Annotated in this window: 20 protein-coding genes; 12 read left to right on the top strand and 8 right to left on the bottom strand. The window is 69.7% G+C overall.

The genetic code is table 11. The annotated features are described in order from the left end of the window. Positions 1-47: 47 nt before the first annotated feature. Together B6R96_RS35465 and B6R96_RS35460 are read left to right on the top strand one after the other, a co-directional pair. On the top strand, positions 48-551 hold the full coding sequence (locus B6R96_RS35465) for a GNAT family N-acetyltransferase (RefSeq protein WP_081524833.1): 504 nt from the start codon (positions 48-50) through the stop codon (positions 549-551). A 141-nt stretch (positions 552-692) separates the two neighbouring features. Beyond that, entirely contained in the window at positions 693-1,034 is a 342-nt protein-coding gene (locus tag B6R96_RS35460; RefSeq protein WP_081524832.1) for a HopJ type III effector protein, read from the top strand. A gap of 46 nt (positions 1,035-1,080) precedes the next feature. Here B6R96_RS35460 and B6R96_RS35455 read toward each other — a convergent pair whose 3' ends face one another. After that, entirely contained in the window at positions 1,081-1,809 is a 729-nt protein-coding gene (locus tag B6R96_RS35455) for an SDR family oxidoreductase (protein ID WP_081524831.1), read from the bottom strand. 307 nt (positions 1,810-2,116) lie between these two features. Between B6R96_RS35455 and B6R96_RS35450 the strand changes: the two genes are divergently transcribed. Both B6R96_RS35450 and B6R96_RS35445 read left to right on the top strand, forming a co-directional pair. Further along, a complete protein-coding gene (locus B6R96_RS35450) occupies positions 2,117-2,989 on the top strand; it encodes a hypothetical protein (RefSeq protein WP_081524830.1) in 873 nt (290 codons plus the stop codon). Positions 2,990-3,333: 344 nt separating this feature from the next. Then, positions 3,334-3,807 carry a hypothetical protein gene (locus tag B6R96_RS35445; protein WP_159396435.1) on the top strand — a complete coding sequence of 158 codons (474 nt, stop codon included), beginning with the start codon at positions 3,334-3,336 and terminating at the stop codon, positions 3,805-3,807. Between the two features lie 131 nt (positions 3,808-3,938). Here B6R96_RS35445 and B6R96_RS35440 read toward each other — a convergent pair whose 3' ends face one another. Further along, positions 3,939-5,411, bottom strand: coding sequence for a sialidase family protein (locus B6R96_RS35440; protein ID WP_081524828.1), 1,473 nt, complete (start codon positions 5,409-5,411; stop codon positions 3,939-3,941). A 623-nt stretch (positions 5,412-6,034) separates the two neighbouring features. Between B6R96_RS35440 and B6R96_RS35430 the strand changes: the two genes are divergently transcribed. Further along, complete coding sequence (locus tag B6R96_RS35430; protein WP_030389672.1) at positions 6,035-6,247, top strand: hypothetical protein; 213 nt, start codon at positions 6,035-6,037, stop codon at positions 6,245-6,247. Positions 6,248-6,364: 117 nt separating this feature from the next. Continuing rightward, positions 6,365-6,988 (top strand): flavodoxin family protein, encoded by a 624-nt coding sequence (locus B6R96_RS35425; RefSeq protein WP_030389671.1) that lies wholly within the window; start codon positions 6,365-6,367, stop codon positions 6,986-6,988. Between the two features lie 90 nt (positions 6,989-7,078). Here the strand turns inward: B6R96_RS35425 and B6R96_RS35420 are convergent, their stop codons facing one another. From B6R96_RS35420 to B6R96_RS35410, 3 genes are all read right to left on the bottom strand, one after another. Next, positions 7,079-7,300, bottom strand: coding sequence for a hypothetical protein (locus B6R96_RS35420; RefSeq protein ID WP_081524827.1), 222 nt, complete (start codon positions 7,298-7,300; stop codon positions 7,079-7,081). Positions 7,301-7,531: 231 nt separating this feature from the next. Then, complete coding sequence (locus B6R96_RS35415; RefSeq protein ID WP_081524826.1) at positions 7,532-8,071, bottom strand: isochorismatase family cysteine hydrolase; 540 nt, start codon at positions 8,069-8,071, stop codon at positions 7,532-7,534. Between the two features lie 88 nt (positions 8,072-8,159). After that, positions 8,160-9,446 carry a glutathione-independent formaldehyde dehydrogenase gene (locus B6R96_RS35410; RefSeq protein ID WP_081524825.1) on the bottom strand — a complete coding sequence of 429 codons (1,287 nt, stop codon included), beginning with the start codon at positions 9,444-9,446 and terminating at the stop codon, positions 8,160-8,162. A gap of 631 nt (positions 9,447-10,077) precedes the next feature. On the opposite strand from B6R96_RS35410, the gene B6R96_RS38595 reads away from it, so the two are divergent. The 4 genes from B6R96_RS38595 (at position 10,078) to B6R96_RS37480 (ending at position 11,634) form a co-directional block, all read left to right on the top strand. Continuing rightward, positions 10,078-10,206: a hypothetical protein gene (locus B6R96_RS38595; protein ID WP_257789514.1), complete on the top strand. Its 129-nt coding sequence runs from the start codon at positions 10,078-10,080 to the stop codon at positions 10,204-10,206. Next, complete coding sequence (locus tag B6R96_RS35405) at positions 10,173-10,580, top strand: SRPBCC family protein (RefSeq protein ID WP_203351700.1); 408 nt, start codon at positions 10,173-10,175, stop codon at positions 10,578-10,580. The genes B6R96_RS38595 and B6R96_RS35405 overlap by 34 nt, the downstream gene beginning before the upstream one ends. Positions 10,581-10,735: 155 nt before the next feature. Then, entirely contained in the window at positions 10,736-11,497 is a 762-nt protein-coding gene (locus B6R96_RS35400; RefSeq protein ID WP_237291617.1) for a barstar family protein, read from the top strand. Beyond that, positions 11,494-11,634: a hypothetical protein gene (locus tag B6R96_RS37480; protein ID WP_159396434.1), complete on the top strand. Its 141-nt coding sequence runs from the start codon at positions 11,494-11,496 to the stop codon at positions 11,632-11,634. Before B6R96_RS35400 ends, B6R96_RS37480 begins: the two co-directional genes overlap by 4 nt. Positions 11,635-11,764: 130 nt before the next feature. On the opposite strand, the gene B6R96_RS35395 is transcribed toward B6R96_RS37480, so the two are convergent. Next, positions 11,765-12,034 (bottom strand): hypothetical protein, encoded by a 270-nt coding sequence (locus B6R96_RS35395; RefSeq protein WP_081524823.1) that lies wholly within the window; start codon positions 12,032-12,034, stop codon positions 11,765-11,767. A gap of 373 nt (positions 12,035-12,407) precedes the next feature. Then, positions 12,408-12,719: a hypothetical protein gene (locus B6R96_RS39045; RefSeq protein ID WP_081524822.1), complete on the bottom strand. Its 312-nt coding sequence runs from the start codon at positions 12,717-12,719 to the stop codon at positions 12,408-12,410. Between the two features lie 290 nt (positions 12,720-13,009). On the opposite strand from B6R96_RS39045, the gene B6R96_RS38590 reads away from it, so the two are divergent. After that, positions 13,010-13,678 carry a TetR/AcrR family transcriptional regulator C-terminal ligand-binding domain-containing protein gene (locus B6R96_RS38590; RefSeq protein ID WP_443070005.1) on the top strand — a complete coding sequence of 223 codons (669 nt, stop codon included), beginning with the start codon at positions 13,010-13,012 and terminating at the stop codon, positions 13,676-13,678. Here the strand turns inward: B6R96_RS38590 and B6R96_RS35380 are convergent. Continuing rightward, on the bottom strand, positions 13,675-14,181 hold the full coding sequence (locus B6R96_RS35380) for a DinB family protein (RefSeq protein WP_081524821.1): 507 nt from the start codon (positions 14,179-14,181) through the stop codon (positions 13,675-13,677). The genes B6R96_RS38590 and B6R96_RS35380 overlap by 4 nt on opposite strands. A gap of 827 nt (positions 14,182-15,008) precedes the next feature. Between B6R96_RS35380 and B6R96_RS35370 the strand changes: the two genes are divergently transcribed. After that, positions 15,009-16,421, top strand: coding sequence for an amidohydrolase family protein (locus tag B6R96_RS35370; RefSeq protein ID WP_237291616.1), 1,413 nt, complete (start codon positions 15,009-15,011; stop codon positions 16,419-16,421). Positions 16,422-16,427 lie beyond the last annotated feature (6 nt).

The following is a 16,427-nucleotide window of genomic DNA, read 5'->3' as shown; positions in this document are numbered from 1 at the left end:
CGGGGCGAGTGGCCGCACCCGGTTTTGGCCGGGGATACGCTGAGGGCATGTCAGTCCTGAACAGCCCCGCGCCGGGCACGCTGCGTCTGGAACCCGTCACCGCCGACAACTTCGACGCGGTCTGCGCGATACAGGTGCGCGCCGACCAGGCGCACTTGGTCTCCCCCGTGGTGAAGTCGCTCGCCGAGGCGTACGTGCACACGGCGACCGCCTGGCCGCGTGCCATCGTCGACGGCGACGAGGTCGTCGGCTTCGTGATGGCCTTCCACGACTTCGTGTGGGACCCGGCGGTGGACCCCGACGACCGGCGCAGCGGGCTGTGGCGCCTCAACATCGACGCCGGCCGGCAGGGCAAGGGGTACGGCCGCTTCGCCGTGCAGGCCGTGACGGAGGAGCTCCGCGCCCGCGGCGTCGACCACGCGTACGTCAGCTGGAGCACCGGCGTGAACAGCCCCGAGCCCTTCTACCTCGGCCTCGGCTTCCGGCCGACCGGCGAACTCGCCGGCGACCAGCGCGTCGCCAAGCTCCCCCTGGCCCCGAACCTGCCCTGACCGCCCGGACGCACGGCGTGACCTGCGCTGACGCCGCTCGTTCCGACATGTGGCCCGATTCCTGCCGGTCGGCCTCAAGGGGGTACTGTCCCCCGGTCACGGACGGCATTCGGATCGTCCGTCCAACCCAGGGGAACCGACATGACTGAACTGGACTCGCTGCGGGCAAGCCTTGCGTCGGGTGAGCACGAGTTCGCCGCCACCTTGGCCTTCGTCGCCGCGCATTACGAGTACAGGCCCCAGGCGTTCCACAACGGAGAAGTGGAAAACGCCGCGGGTGAGAACGAGGGCTCCTGCAAGACGCTGGGACTGGCCCTGCTGGAAGGACTCAGCGACCAGGAGGCCCTGCAGGCATTCGGTGAGCACTACCGCAGTGTGCTGGCGACGCCGAACGGCACCGATCACAGCAACATCCGCAACCTCATGGCCCATGGCCTGGCAGGCGTGCGCTTCGCCGGGCAGCCGTTGACCCGCAAGGGCTGAACAGCGACGGCACGGCAGCGGACATCCTGAAGGCCTGCACCAGCGCTCAGGAGAGCCAGTCGGCGTAGCGGGTGGGGGCGAGATGGGCGCCCTCGTCGGTGAGGACGTCACCCTTGACGACGGCGAACATGCCGGCGGTGGGGTCGGTGACGACGGTGCGGCTGTCGGACATGTGGGCCAGGGTGAGCCGGCCCAACTCGTCCAGGGAGAAGACCTCGGGTCCGGCGATGCGGCGAATGCCTCCCAGCGGGGCGCCCGCAGCGACTTCTGCCACCGCGGCGGCCACGTCCTTGGCGGCGATCGGCTGGATCGGCGTGGCGGGCAGCCGGACGGTGTCGCCGTCGGCGGTCCAGGACAGGATCGCGTCGATGAATTCCATGAACTGCGTGGCGCGGACGATCGAGTAGGGGATCGGCCCGGCCGTGAGGATGTCCTCCTGGAGCACCTTGGCCCGGTAGTAGTCCAGCTCCGGCACCTGGTCCACGCCGACGATCGAGAGAATGACGAAGTGCCGGACGCCACCCTTCCGGCCCGCGGCCAGAAGGGCGTCCATCGAGGTCCGGAAGAAGGCCAGGGAGGCTTCGTCGAAGGTCGGGGAGTTCGTCAGGTTGACGATGACGTCGGCCCCCGCCACCGCCCCGTCCAGTCCCTGGCCGCTGATGACGTCGACACCGGTGGACTGCGAGTGCGGCACCGCCTCGTGCCCGGCGGCGTTCAGACGGGTGACGACCTGCGACCCGATCAGCCCGGTACCGCCGATGACCGCGAACTTCATGACATGCCTTCCGTCGGGAGATGCGTCCAAAATATGGCAGATGTCCCCTATGAGGACGTCTGATGCGGCACAGGAGTGGCTGAAGGAAGGAGCGGCATCGGCGTGGGAGCTCACCGCATCCCGGCGTCGAACCAGGGCCGTCCGGCCTGGGGACGGTGACCATACGCTCGGCCGTACGCCCCCTTCGCCGACCCCTTGTGGCCGAGGGGCGTCCGAGCATCGGACGAAGTGCCGCCGATATCCTCCCGGGCACGTGATCAACAGAAAGACGGTGAGGATGACCAAGGACGTTCCGACAACAGCCCGGGTGCAGGACATACTGAACCGGGCCACACGCGTGGTGATCGTCGAAGGATCGCCCGACGAGGTCGACTCCGTCGACCGGGCACGGCTCGTGGTGACGGGTGACGAGATCGCAGACCTGGCAAGCCACTTGGCCATCGTGGACGGTGGGACCGGTGACAGATGCCGGTGCAACGGCTGGCCGACGATCATGGTTCACGGTCCGGACGGCGAAACGGCCTGTTGGACCCTGCACCACCAGATCGGGCTGCGAGGGATCGGCAACTGCGATGCCGACCTGCGTGATGGACCGGCCCTCACGGCATGGCTGGCACAGCGTGGCCTGACCGGATCACAGAGGGCCCAGGAGTGGCTCGCCGAGGAAGAGGCCGAGGCCGAGCATCGCCGGATGCGCTGGATCCGGGCCGCACCGGCCGGCCTGGACGCCGCAGCCGCCGATGTGGCTCAGCCACCGGGCCGTGACTACGAAGCCTGGTCACGGCAGCTGAACGAGGCCGAGGTCCGGCTCGCCGCTCTCGTCCAGCAGCACTACCCCGATGCGACCGAGCGGATCCGCGCGCTGCTGGCATGGGCGGGGATCTGCTCCCGGGAGTCCAGCACCGGATCAATGTGGTACGACACTGCCGTACAGCGCCAACTCCACCGGGAATCTCCCGACCTCGTCCTGGCCGCGCTGGCTGCGCACCCCCCGAGTCCGGCCCAACTCGACGGGGCGTCCGAACTGTTCTGCGCTCCCGAATGGACCAAGGCGCACGACCGCCACCTGCCCGAACCGCAGAGGTCGATGCTGATCGGACACATCCAGGCAGAGGGCACTGACGCCATGCGACGCCGGCTGAGCTGGGGCTACTACGGCGCCGAGCGAACGGTCGACTGAGCTCTCAGCCGTGGTGTCGGAGGCGCGATGCCTGTTCCGCTGCCCTCGGGGAACAGCGCGCAGTCCCCAAGCGCCACCACCTGTCGACCTCCGTCCGGGAGCGGAGCCTCGGGTGCCGCAGCGGGTCAGCGAACGGGCCCGGTGGCCGGGGCGCGGGCCAGGCCCGGCCAGCCCCCGGACCGGTCTATCCAAGGTTGGATTTCAGCCACACAATGGCTCGGAGGCCAGAAAGGACGCCAGCATTGACAAGCGAACATCCCGGTGGTGCAGGCCGCCCCGAGGACTGGGCCCATCAGATCGTCACCGGCCTCCAATCCCGTGCCGACGCCGACTGGGCTCTCCATGTGGCTGTCCATGGCGCACACAACCTGGCCGCCGAGAACAAGGAGCGGCGCGCCCGGGCCGTTCACGCCGCCGCCATGGGACTGGACCACGCGGGGTGCGCGGCCGCCGCCGGCGTTTCGGAGTCCCTCCTGTCCACCTGGCGTGCGCAGCACCCTGTCTTCGACGCCGCCCTGGCAACGGCGACCGCCATGGCTGCCGTGGATGAAGTGAGCGCGCCGGGCCGGCTCAGCGGTATGAGTCTGGGTCTCTTCCTGCAGGCCGTGGCCCGAGGGGCCGCCGTGGCGACTGCCGCAAGGGCCGTGGGGCTCACGAGCAGTCAGCTCCGCCGCCTGCGCGAGCGCCATGCGGACGTCGACCACCTGACGCGCGCGGCGATCGGGCAGTCCCTCTCCCCCGGCACACCCAAACGCGCCAGGCGTCCCCTCACCTACTGGCTGATCCGGTCCAGCGAGCCGAGCCCTCCTCCGCGCTGAGAAGGGCACCCCGTCGCGCGGCACGCGGCGATCAGGCCGGTCCAGGTTTGACATGCAGGCAAGCCCGACGCAGTGTTCGCTCGGTTACCCAACGCGGTGGTGGTCGGGCCGGCCGACGGCGTCCGCGTCGGTCAGCGGGTACGGAAACTGCCGGTGTACACGTCCGTACGGTTCTGCGGCGCGTCGGAGTTGGTTTCGGTGAGCACCGCCCGCACTTCCTTGCCGTCGGCGACCAGGCCTTGGTAGTCGCCGAGGAAGTAACCCCCGGCGAACGGCGCCTGCAGCCAGTCGAACACCCGTGAGATCCGGCGTTCGGTCCGGAGCTCCGGGTTTCCGTGCGGCAGTGTGGCCAGCTGATAGGCGGTGGGCAGGGTGGTGGTGTCGCCCGGCTTGAGGAAGCGCAGGTCGTAGTAGGTGAGCGCGACCGTGCCCCGCTCGTCGACCGCGATCGACGGGGAGAAGGCCGGCACATCCTCAGGGCTGATCAGCTCGGGGCTCCCCCAGGTGCGTCCGCCGTCGGTGGAGCGTACGAGCTGGACGGAGTCGAACCTGCCGCCGGAGAAGTCCGAGCCCTCGTAAGCCATGTACAGCGCGCCCGACTTGGGGTCGACGGCCGGGCTGGGCAGGGTGGCCGCGGCGCGCAGCAGTTTGGTGGGGTCGTTCGGGTCGACCTCCGGTACGGAGGTGTCCCGGGCCACGGTGACCGGGGCGCTCCAGGTCTCTCCGGCGTCGGTCGAGGTGACCACCTCGTAGCGGGCTTCGACGACGGTACTCAGGTCGTCGGAGTGGGTGATCCGGTCGAAGAAGTCGTACAGGGTGCCGGTGCGCGGGTCGACGACGATCACATGGCCGATGGTCTGGGTGTTGGGCACGGCTCCGGTGTCGACGAACCGCCGGGCCTCGCTCCAGGTGCGGCCGCCGTCGCGGGTGAGGGAGATGTAGCCGGGACCGTCGAGTGAGCTGGGGCCGGGCGGGTCGTTGTCGAGGCGGTCCCAGACCTGGTAGGCGGTGCCTTCGCGGATCGGGTCGGCGGTGAGCGAGGGCTTGTCGTTGAAGAACGGCTGCTCGTCGACGTGGGTGGTGGTGAGGTTCTGCCAGGTCCGGCCGCCGTCGCGGGACGTGGCGGCCAGGAGGGCGCTGCGCGTGCTCCTGGTGAAGTCGACGCCTTCCCCGCTCGCGTAGACCGTGCCGTCCGGGCCGGTGCTCACCCAGGGGTCGGAGGCCCGTTCGTAGTCCGCGCCGCCGGGGGCGCACAGGCTGAACGGCAGCGTGCTCCGGTGGAAGGTGTGGCCGTCGGTGCTCCAGGAGGCCACCAGGCCGCGGGCGGCGCCGTCGCTCCAGCGGTCCTGCTGGTACACGGTGACCACGCGTTTCGGGTCGCGTGGATCGACGGACAGGTACGGCTCGACCTCGGTGCCGGGGTAGACGATGCTCTCTGGGGAGATCGCGCCAATGGTGCAGTCCGCGTACGGGTCGCCTTGGGACACCTTGACGAGGGGTGTGCGGACAGGGTTCCGGTCTGCTGCGGCGGGGGTTGCGCCGGTGACCGTGACGAGCAGGAGCGCGGCGGTGGTGACGGCGGTCAGGGGCAGGAAGACGCGCATGCAGGATCTCCTCCGGGCCTGTCGGCCGGGGTACGCGACCGCCGTCATCGGGGCGGCCTGGGGCGCGGAGGCGTACCGGAAGGCGAGGGTGGGGCGACTCCGCTTGGTCGTTTTCGGCGTCGCAGCCGGTGCCCTTGATGGGCCGAACGACGGAGTCGTCCCCGGGGTCGTCGACGAGCACGGCGGAGCCGACCGGCAGGCGGGCGCACCGTGCGGCCGGCTCCTTGGTGGTCCTGTTGCGGCGGCGCCGTCCCGTAGGTGCCCGGAGATGGCCGTGGGTCGCGCGCCGCGTGCCGGTTGGCGATGCCGGTTGCTTCGGGTTCGCGAGGACGGTCGACGTCCACCATCGCGAGCGCCGCGATGCGAGGCGGGCGCGCGCGATCGTCACCCCGTACGCACCGCGCCGGATACACCGGCCGGACTGGTTGTCCAGCCGTGCGCCGACCGGTCGATTGAGCGTCGGTGTGCTCCCAAGATTTCCCGCCCGTGCCCCGCCCGCTCAAGGAGCCGCACCGACCGCCGTTTTCACCCTGTCACCCGAATGGCCCAACAAGACGTGCCACCCACATGGGTGAGAAACTGGCTAGTGGCCCAACCGAGGTAATCCGTGAAAGGGGAACCACATGCGCATTCGACGAATCTTTGCCGCCGTCATCGCCACGGCAGCCCTCGCCGGACTCGGCCTCACAGGTGCCGCCACCGCCACCGCTGCCGCACAGAGTGCCCCCACCGTCGTCACCCCTTCCCAGTGCAAGCAGGGCGGCGGAACACCCGCGATCAATGACGCGGGCAACTACTGCAAGGGTGGTATGTACGACGGCGAGCAAGTCGACTGACCCCACAAGTGGCTCGCTGCGCGACCACGCGCCGGGCACTCCCGCGCGAGCGCCCACCCAGTGCGGCAGGTCACCGAAACGTCGGGTTGAAAACGGAACCAGGGGTAGTCGCGGGTCATGGATGCCACAGAGAACACCCCGTTGCGTGCCGTAGCACTCGTCTGCACCCTGTCTCCGTCCCCTGCCCGGTCCAGCTCCGACCTCCTCGCCCGGCAGACCCTGGACGCCCTCGCCGAGCACGGCGTCACCGGCAAGACCATCCGGATCGCCGACCACGACGTGAAAACCGGTGTGGCGACGGATCTGGGCGGCGGTGACGCCTGGCCGGACATCAGGGAGACGATCCTCGGCACGGACATCCTGATTCTGGCGACGCCGATCTGGCTCGGCCACCCCTCCAGCCTCGCCCAGCGCGTCATGGAACGCCTCAACGCGGAAATCGGCGAGAGCGACGACGAGGGCCGCATGCTCACCTACGGCAAGGTCGCCGCCGTATGCGTGGTCGGCAATGAGGACGGCGCCCACAAGGTCAGCGCCGACCTCTTCCAGGGCCTGAACGATGTCGGCTTCTCCCTCGCCCCGAACGCCGTCACCTACTGGGTCGGCGAAGCCATGCAGGGCACCGACTACCAGGACCTCGACAAGACCCCCGAGAAGACCGCCGCCACCACGAAGACGCTCGCGGCGAACACCGCCCATCTCGCCCGTCGGCTCAAGCGCAGCGAGTACCCGCCTGCCTGAGCAGGGGCGGATGGCCCGCCCGCCCGCTGCGGGAAGTACGTGGACCCGGGCGGGCCGGCGGGTCGACGCGCACGCTTGGCGGGCGCGGGCTCACCACTCGGGGTGGAGGTCGTGGCTGTCGTAGCGCCGACCCGATGCGGTGATCCACGGTCGGAAGCGGCCCGGGCCGGTGTGGTCGAAGGTGTAGGTGACCGGTTCGCCGGTGTCGTCGGTGACGATGACCGCGCCCGCCCTCTCGGCGCTGCGAAGGGCGTGGGTCCAGTGGCGGCCGCGATGACCGCTTTGGTAGTCGGGGATCTTGCACTGTGCCATCGGTCATCAACCTTTCGTATCCGCGGTCACGCACGAGAGCGGTTCGGTCGATCCGGCGCACGTGCCGCGGCCCGTACGCCTTCCGGTCCGGTCGCCGCCCTGCCCCTGGCGTCTTCCCCGGCCCGTCGTCCGTCACGCCGGTCGATTCCTCGGGAATGTCCGGCCCGGACCGGACCGGCGCTGCCGCGCGTCCCGGCAGGTCTCGGCGGTGACGAGAGGGGCGAGGGCCCACTAGCGGAACGCGTCAGCCGCCTGCACGATGCGGGCGGACATGTTGATCTCCATCATGCGCAGGGCCGCCTCGGCCAGGTCCTGGTGAATGTGCGCGACGGCGTCCCGGGCGATCGTGACCGGCAGGTGGCGGATGTGCGCGTCGAGGGCGGAGTAGAGCACGCACTGCTCCGTGACCTGCCCGCACAGGACGAGGCCGGTCACGTCGAGGGAGTTCAGAAGGTAGGCGAGCGGGGTCTCGTAGAAGATCGAGTGGCGTGCCTTGACGACGAAGTACGCGGACTCGTCGGGTCGGATCGGTTCGACGAGGTCGGCGTGCGGGCTCGCGAGGGCCACCTCCAGGAGTTCCCCGTGGTGGGAGCGCCATTTCCCGAAGTTGTCGTTGGCGTAGACCACGGGGACGTCCCGTTCTCGGGCTTGTGCTAGCAGGTTTCGCACGGCGGGCAGGGCCCGCGAGGCGGACGGGATCAGGAGTTCGGCGTCCTCGTGGTCATACGTGTTGAGCATGTCGATGACGACGAGTGCGGGCGTCTTCGCCACGGTCCACCTCCCAGGACCGGTGATGACCGGTGATGTGCCGGGCCGACCGGCTCGCGTATGGGGTGCGGGTGCGGTCGGCCCGGCGTGATCAGTACCCGAGTGCTTCCTCGAGCTGGTGCTTGTTCATGTGGGACCGGCCTTGGATCCCGTGTTCCGCGGCTCGATGGCGCAGTTCCTGCAGGGTGAGGTGGGAGGAGCCGCCGCGCCGGCCGGAACGGTGGGTGCCGTCGGGGTGGAGGACGACCTTCGTCCAGCCGTCGTCGCGGTTGTCGAAGTGCTCGTACGCCGAGGGGGCCTCGTCCAGGTCGAGTTCGTGGGAGACGACGAAGCTGGGCTCCGCCCTGCCGCCTGCGATGAGGTCGCGCAGCGCCCGGTTGTACCGCTTGACCGGGGCCTGGCCGGTGCCGATCGTCTGCCCCTTGAACCAAAGCTTGCCGAAGTCGATCGGAATCTTCCCCTCGGCGGCAAGCTCCCCCTGTGCCTCGAGGGCTCCTGGGTCTTCGGGGACGAACACCCCGACAACGCCGATCCTGCCGGTGAAGCGGACGGAGTCGATGAGGCCGTTCATGGTGAGGGTGGCGTCCTCGTGGCCCTGGGGGTCGTGGGCCTGGTAGCCGACGCATTCGCAGCCGTTGTCGGCGCCGAGGCCGAGGGTGGCGTCCTTGATGACTTCGGCGGGGTCCTGCTCGGCGGTGTTGATGGGGATGGCGCCGATCTGCTCGGCGAGGCGGAGCCGGTCGGGCTGGTGGTCGGCGACCCAGACCCGCCCGGCGCCCTTGAGCAGGGCCGAGTAGGCGGCCATCAGACCGACCGGGCCCGCGCCGTGGACAACCGTCTGGTCGCCGGGCTTGACTCCGGCCATCTCCGTGGCGTGATAGCCGGTCGGGAAGATGTCGGCCAGCATCACGTAGTCGAGCTGGCGCTCGGCGGCGTCCTCGCCCAGGCGCAGGGCGTTGAAGTCGCCGTACGGGACGCGCAGCAGCTCGGCCTGCCCGCCCTGGTACGGGCCCATTTCCGCGAAGCCGTAGGCCGCGCCCGCCATGTCCGCCTTCGGCTGCATGGTGAGGCAGTAGTTCGTCAGGCCCTGCTCGCACTGCTTGCAGAAGCCGCAGGCGATGTTGAAGGGCAGCACCACCCAGTCACCGACCTTCACCTTGCCGACGGCCGCACCGACCTCGACCACCTGCCCCAGGTTCTCGTGGCCCATGGCCCGGCCGGTCTCGAATGAGGTCCGTCCTTCGTACATGTGGAGGTCGGATCCGCAGATGTTCGTGGTCGTGACCTTCACGAGAATGTCGGCGGGGTGCTCAATCCTCGCATCGGGAACGTCCTTCACCGTCACTGTCCGCGGTCCTTCGTACACTGCAGCTTTCATGATCGTTCCTTGGCCGCCGTATTGAAGAAGTCCCCTTTGTCGCGGGTACCCCATGCGTCACCGCCAAACGACGGGATCGCCGGAATCGCCGGAGTCGGCCTCGGACGTGCGGCCTCGCCCCTGGCCCGTGGCCCGTGGCCCGTGACGCGTGACCGGAACCACGACCCCACCTCGTGCGGCTTCACTGGCGGGCCCAGCCCACTCCACCTCGCGCCGCCCGGGCAGCTCCGCCCCGCCGCCGGCCACCGGAGCCCCCGGGCTCCCCTGTGGCCGTCCGCGCGGTCATCGCGTCGGAGCCGGCCCGTTTGGCCGCGACCTCCCCGAGCAGGACGTGGCCACTCCCCTGCCCGGCATTTCGCTCCCCCAGCGGTCAGCGGCTCCGAGCTATAAGGCCCGGCCGGAGTCTGGATGCATTCCTGGCCTCTCGACTTCGCGAACTCGACCATGCCGGGGAGGGAGTAGTTTTCTGCGCGCGGGAGTCGGCACGGCTGCTCGGCGAACAGGGCCGACAGGCAGAGGAACTGGAGATACTCGCGCCGCACCTCGCTACCTTTAGTCAGGGACGCAGAATGCAGTGCCCTCAGCCGAGGAGTACGAAGAGCAGCAGAAAGCACATTGCCCCGAAGGAAGAATGGTGCGCACCATGAAGTACACCGTCTCCACCGAGATCGCCCTGCCGCGGGAGAAGGTGGTCCAGCTGCTCGCCGACCCGGCATACCTGCCGAAATGCTGCGGGGCCTGGTGCTGCACGAGCCGCTGAGTGGGGAGCACGGGCAGCTCGGCACCAAGTCGCGGGTCGTGATGGAGATGGGCAAGCGGCAGATGGAGTGCACCGAGACCATCACGCGCCGGGAACCGGCGGACCTGAGTGAGATCCCGAAATCGAGCGTCGTTCACTTCGACCGCGAGATGGTCGGCGAGGGCATGTGGAGCGCCGTGCGCGACCGGCTGACGGAAGCCGGCCCGGAAACGACGCTGTGGGAGAGCGAGAACGAATACCGGTTCAGCAGCTTTCTGATGAAGCTGGTGGGGATTCTGATGCCCGGCGCCTTCCGGAAGCAGTCGCAACAGCACATGCAGGACTTCAAGGCTTTCGCCGAGCAGGGAAAGGACGTCCGCGAGGCGAAGGACTGATCTGCCGCAACTGGTCGTGCGCCTGACGGCGCGGCGTGTTGATGGGACGGCGCCGGCAACCACGCGGCAGGTTGCAGGGCGTCGGTAGGATCAGCGCTCTCATAAGGGGTGCGATGCGAATATCAGGACGGGATGGCACGGGACGGAAGTACGCGTTGACTTCGGACGACGACTACAGCGACTTCTGGGGCTTTGCTCACGAGGCCGACGGGCTCTTCACGCCTCTGCCGGATGAGGAGGGCGCACGTCGAGTGCACCTCGTAGGGTGCCTACCGGAGGGTGGCCTGCTGAAGAGCGTCGATCATGTCGGTAGTCGTCGCGCCGTGGCGGGGAACGCCTGGCTCGCCCTTCTCGACCGGGACGGCGCCACCATGGGGTCCTACTTCGTCAACGAGGTCACCGTCATCGACGTCAAGCCTTCCGCTGATGGAGTCGGCCTCGTCGACCTCACGGTGACGCTGTGGTGCGAGAACGCCCTGCCCGGAGCGGAACGAGCCTGGGACCTGCTCCGCACCGGTCGCCTGAACCAGACCGGAATGTGGCACGATCTCGCACCCGCAGACCGGCAGGCATGGCTATCGGTGGCGCTGTGGTCCCGGGAGTACCAATGCCAGGGAAAGCCCGATGCACCCGCGGGCCAAGTGTTCACCTTGAACGGCCGGCACATCGTCGACAAAGACAGCTTCTACTGCGCGATCGGTGAGGCCATCAACGGACCCGGCGGATATTTCGGCTGGAACCTTGACGCCCTGGACGACTGTCTCTTCGGCGGCTGGGGCGCCACTTCCCCCTTCACCTTGCACTGGGATTCCTCGGCCGAGGCCCGGGCACGGTTGGTCGGCGACCGTGAGGTTGCACTGTTCGACCTGTTCCTGGAGATCTTCGAGAAACGGGGCGTGAGCGTCATCCTTCGGTGACAGCTGGTCGGTACCGGGCATCGGTCCGGGTGACGATGGCCTCCTGGACAATCTGCGATGCGGTCGGCGAGCTCGGCCTTGCCGTCGTCCCGGCCGACCAGGACCAGGTCGACGCCACGGGCACGGTGACTTCGTAGCCCTCGTCGACCAGTTCCCTGCCGATGACCGCTTCGATCGACGCGCAAAATTTCTTGTCGCCAGGTCCGCTGGGACGACGCTGGCCCTTTGCCCGAGGCCTTCGACCTGGACCGGCGATTGGATCTGGAACTATGCCGTCTGGGCGACGAGGTATTCCGACCTCGCCTTCTCCTTGACGGCGGATGCGAGCTCGGCCCCCGGGGTGTCGGGGCCGGATGCGGTCGCGACGATGGCGACAGCCGGTGGGGCGACGGCGGCTTCGAGTGCGGGCGTAGCCAGCGGTGCAGCGATTGCGGCGGCGATGGCGAGGACTGCGGCAGCGCGTAGAGTCCACTTCAACACGAGGATGCTCCGATCTGGACGTGTGAGGGTGATGGCATGTGCCTCGATCGTCGCCACCGAACCGGTGTCCGGAGATCGTCCGCAGGTCGCGAATGTCTCCCCCGCACGGGGGAGGTGGCCGGCCGCGGAGTGCCTCCCGTCCCGGTGAACATCGACCTGGACGGATCGGGCCGCGGCCCCGTGAGCGATCGCTGACACGGCGCGGGTGGCAGCACGACGATCGCTTTGCCGCGGGTGGCGCCGAGCGCGGTGGCCACCGCTTCGGAGGGCACGCCGGACGACGGGCAGGGGCGGCGCGGTCCGGGTTCGCGAGCCGTCCCGCGCGGTCTACGTCCGTGCCGGGAGCGCAGAGGATGTTCGGTGATGGTCGCCCCGTCCGGGCGATACGCGGTGGCGGGGGCCACGGCGAGGGTGGTGTCGCTGTCTATCGCTACGTCCGGCGGGCGCGGCGGGCGGCGGAGAGATCGAGTACATCGTCGATGGCGGTCCTGGTCGGGCTGTCGAGACTGGCAGCGCGGCTGCGCAGCATCGAGACCAAGTACCTTCCGGCCGAGGGGACTTCGGCGGCGATGCCGCGGTCGAGAGCGGCGGCGAGCATGGTGGCGAGCTCGCGGGTGTGGTGGGCGAGCGAGTCGCCAGCGTACCGGGCGGCCTCGGCGGGGCGGTGGCGGCGGGTGAGCTGCTGGGAGAGGGCGGCGGCTACGGTCTCGGCGGCCCGGCGCCGTACCGAACCGATCAGCAACAGGCCTTCGCCGTCCTTCCCTTCGTCGGTCTGCCGATCGAGGGTGCGCGCGGTGGACGTGATGCGGAACGCGGCGACTGCGGCGGCTCCGGGGGTGAGTCCGAGCCGAACAGGGGGACGGCTACGAGGACTTCCAGGTGGGGCACTCGGCATCATCGGACAGCCGGAAGCGAACGCCCGTGAGGGTTTCGCACAGCTCCCACAGCCGGCGGGCGGTGGCGGTGTCGCGTACGGCACGCTCCCGGCCGCGCAGGACCGGCTCGCCGCGCAGCCGCAAGGCTCAGGAGGCGGTGCGCGCCGCCACCCTCGCCGAGTTGGCGGACAAGGGATACGCCGAGCTGACCGTCGAGGGCGTGGCTCAGCGGGCCGGGGTGCACAAGACGACGGTCTACCGGCGCCGGAAGGATCGGGCGAGCCTGGTCGTCGACGCGCTGGCCGAGCGCTTCGCCACCGACATCCCCATTCCGGACACCGGCGCCATCGAGACCGACCTGCAAGCGCTCGCCCAGGCGCTCGTGCAGAGCATGACGGGGCCGGTGGGCAGGGCGGTGCAAACCGCGATGTACTCCGACGCCGGCCGGCTGCCGGAGATCGCCGAGGCGCGGCGGCGGATCTTCGCCGACCGGTTCCGGCGGGCCGAGCCCGTGGCCGCCCGCGCCATCGACCGTGGCGAGCTCCCGGCAGACACCGATCCGGTCGAGCTGATCAAAACGCTGGTCGCTCCGATCCACTTCCGGTTGCTGGTGAGCCCTGATCCGGTCGAGGAGGGCACCGCCGACCTGGCTGTGAGGATCACGCTCGCCGCCGCCCGCGCCGGCGTGCTGGCAAAGGGCTCCCCCGCCCCTGCCACGGCGACCGAAGCGGACGCCGGTCAAGCCGCCGACGAAGGGGCAGCAAGGGCGGCGGGCCCACAGGCTTCGACAAAACGATCTGCAAGCGCAGGAACGAAGTCGAGCTAGTTGCCGGTCGTACCGTCGAGCATCTCGCGCAGGATGTCCAGGTGGCCGTTGTGGCGGGCCGTCTCCTCGGTGAGGTGGAGGAGGATCCAGCGCAGGTCGACATGGAGGCCGTCGCGGATGGATCGCCGGGCCTTCTGGTCCAGGCCATTCCCGGCGACCAGTTCGCGGTAGCGGGCGCTCTGCGCGGCGTATTCGTCGAGCAGCTGCGTGAGCGGGAAGTCGACGGCGATACGCATCTCGCGGTCGGGGTCCTCATCGGTCCAGGGGCCCTGGTCTTCCTCGCCGAGGAAGACCACCTGGAACCAGTGGTACTCGACCCAGCGGAGGTGGTTGATCAATCCGCTCATGGTCATCAGCGGTGAGCCCGGCAAGAGCGCCTTGCGGGCGTTCTCCTCCGAGACGCCATCGCACTTGGCGCGGGCGGTGTCACGTGCGTAGTCGAGAAACGTGGTGAGCTGGGTGCGCTCGTCCCACGCGGGCGGCGTGTCGTCGATTCTTGTCATCGCGCGAAGCGTCCCCGATCATCGCGCCCGATGTCGAGGCATTTAACAGCGGGCCCAACGCGCCCCAGCAGCCCCTTGTCCGGTGAGTCGCCACAGCCGGTCACCGCCATGGTCGGGACTGCGGCGCTCGCGGTGCCCAGGCAGACGTCGCTCGTCTTTCGTGTGGCTACCGCCCGCTGCTGCTCGAGTCGGCTGAGAGAGCACCCGACGCCGGAGGCGTCGGCGGGCGGCGGAGGGTGGCCATGAGAACGGCTACGGCACAGAGCAGCGAGCCCAGGGCCGCACCCACCGCACCCAGCGTTCCGGCGATCTCCCACGCGGCGCTCTCCGTCGGGCGGCAGTCCGGGGCGCACACCCACGATCGGGCGCCACCCGTCCGCGCGACTGCGAGAGCGGCCAGCCCCAGCAGCAACAGGGCGATACCGGACCAGAACATCCACCGGGCGGCTGCCTCATACCGTCGAGAGCGCGTGTCGACCATGTCGGCCACGGTCCCACCCCGGTGCACGGTCAGCAATGGTGCGGATCAAAGGCGTGCCGGAGAGGGGCAGAAGCGCTGGAGGCATCCGGACATGCCGTCTCGGCCGGGGCGCCCTGGCCGTGAGTGCGGCCCTGTCCTCGCCCGCGCAGGGCGAACCGCCGGCGCCGATCCGGGGTGTGGGAGGCGGATGGACGACAGATGACCGGAACGGAAAAAGTTTTCCGCAGACGCCTATCGAATGGCCGTTCGCTGGGAATGCTGGGTGTGATCTCCCGCCCTCGCCGACGCTCCCATACGGCGTTGCCCGGGCGGGCCTTCCGTTCTGAGTCTCGGGAGGTACTACGCCATGCAGTCGTCCCCCACTCCGTCCCCGGCCCGCAGCCGCCGCGAGATCCTCACCGGCTTCGGCCTGGCCGCCGGCGCCCCGCTCCTCCTCGGCATCACCACCCGCCCCGAACGTCCCCACGTCCCGGTCGGCCCGAGGGTGCTGCTGCGCGGCGCCTCCCTCGTCCTCACCATGGACCCGGCCCTCGGCAGCGGCCCCCTCGGCGCCCTCGAGAACGCCGACGTCCTGATGCGGAACGGCGCCATCGCCTCCGTCGGCCCGGGCCTGCGGCCCCCGCCCGGCACCTGGATCGTGGACGCCTCGGCCAAGCTGGTCATGCCGGGGTTCGTCGACACCCACACCCACCTCTGGCAGGCGGTGATCCGCGGGGGCTGTACCGACGGGGACCTGTTCGGCTGGTTCGCACGATGTACGGACCCCCAGCGGGGCCGACTCACCCCCGAGGCCCTGCACAGCTTCGTACGCCTCGCAGCCCTCGACGCCGTCCAGTCGGGGGTGACCACCCTCGTGGACTGGGTGGACATCTTCTCGTACGACCTCATCGAGAGCTACGTACGGGCGCTGGCCGGAACCGGAGTGCGGTTCACCTACGCGATGTTCCCCTCCGAAGCCGACCCGGCGCTGGTCACGAAGGTGAAGAAGGAACTCGTCGACCCCGTTCCGCTCGGCGGCTTCCAGGTCGCCACGCACGCGGCGCGGGCCGTCCAACACCTCAACCACGCCCACTGGGAAGCCGCCCAGGACCTCGGGGTCATGCTCAACTCCCACGTGCTGGAACGCCCCGAGCAGCGCGCCGACGACCCCATCGGGGTCCTCGCCGACATCGGCGCCCTCGGTCCTCGGCTCCTGATCAACCACGCCATCCACCTGACCGACGACGAGATCGCCGCCCTCGCCGCGCACGATGTGCGTGCGGCGCACTGCCCGCTCAGCAACATGCGGCTGGCCTCCGGCATCATGCGGCTGTCCGAGTTCGGGCGGCGGGGCATCAAGGTCGGCCTCGGCCTGGACGGCGGTACGAACGACAGCTCGGACTTCCACGCCCTGATGAAGACGGCGATCGGCCTGCAGCGCGCCCGCGCGACGGAAGCCGGGATCTTCCCGCAGGTGCACGACGTCCTGCGGATGGCCACGCTGGGCGGCGCCGAGGCCCTCGGGATCAGCGACCGGACGGGCTCCCTGACGCCCGGAAAGCGGGCGGACGTCGTGGTCGTCGACCCGGCCGCCCTGAACTTCGCGCCGCGCTTCGACTGGGTCGGCCAGACCGTCTTCAACGGGCGGCCCGAGAACATCGAGGCCGTGTTCGTGGACGGACGGCCCCTGAAGTTCGACGGCCGACTCGTGGACATCGACACGAACCGCGTCGTACGGGAGGCGGAGACGGCAGCCGCCCGACTCCGTGCGGCCGGATAGCCACGG

The organism is Streptomyces sp. Sge12, from assembly GCF_002080455.1.
Lineage (GTDB): Bacteria > Actinomycetota > Actinomycetes > Streptomycetales > Streptomycetaceae > Streptomyces.
Note: the sequence above shows the minus strand (reverse complement) of the source record. Positions and strands in the feature narration are given on the sequence as shown.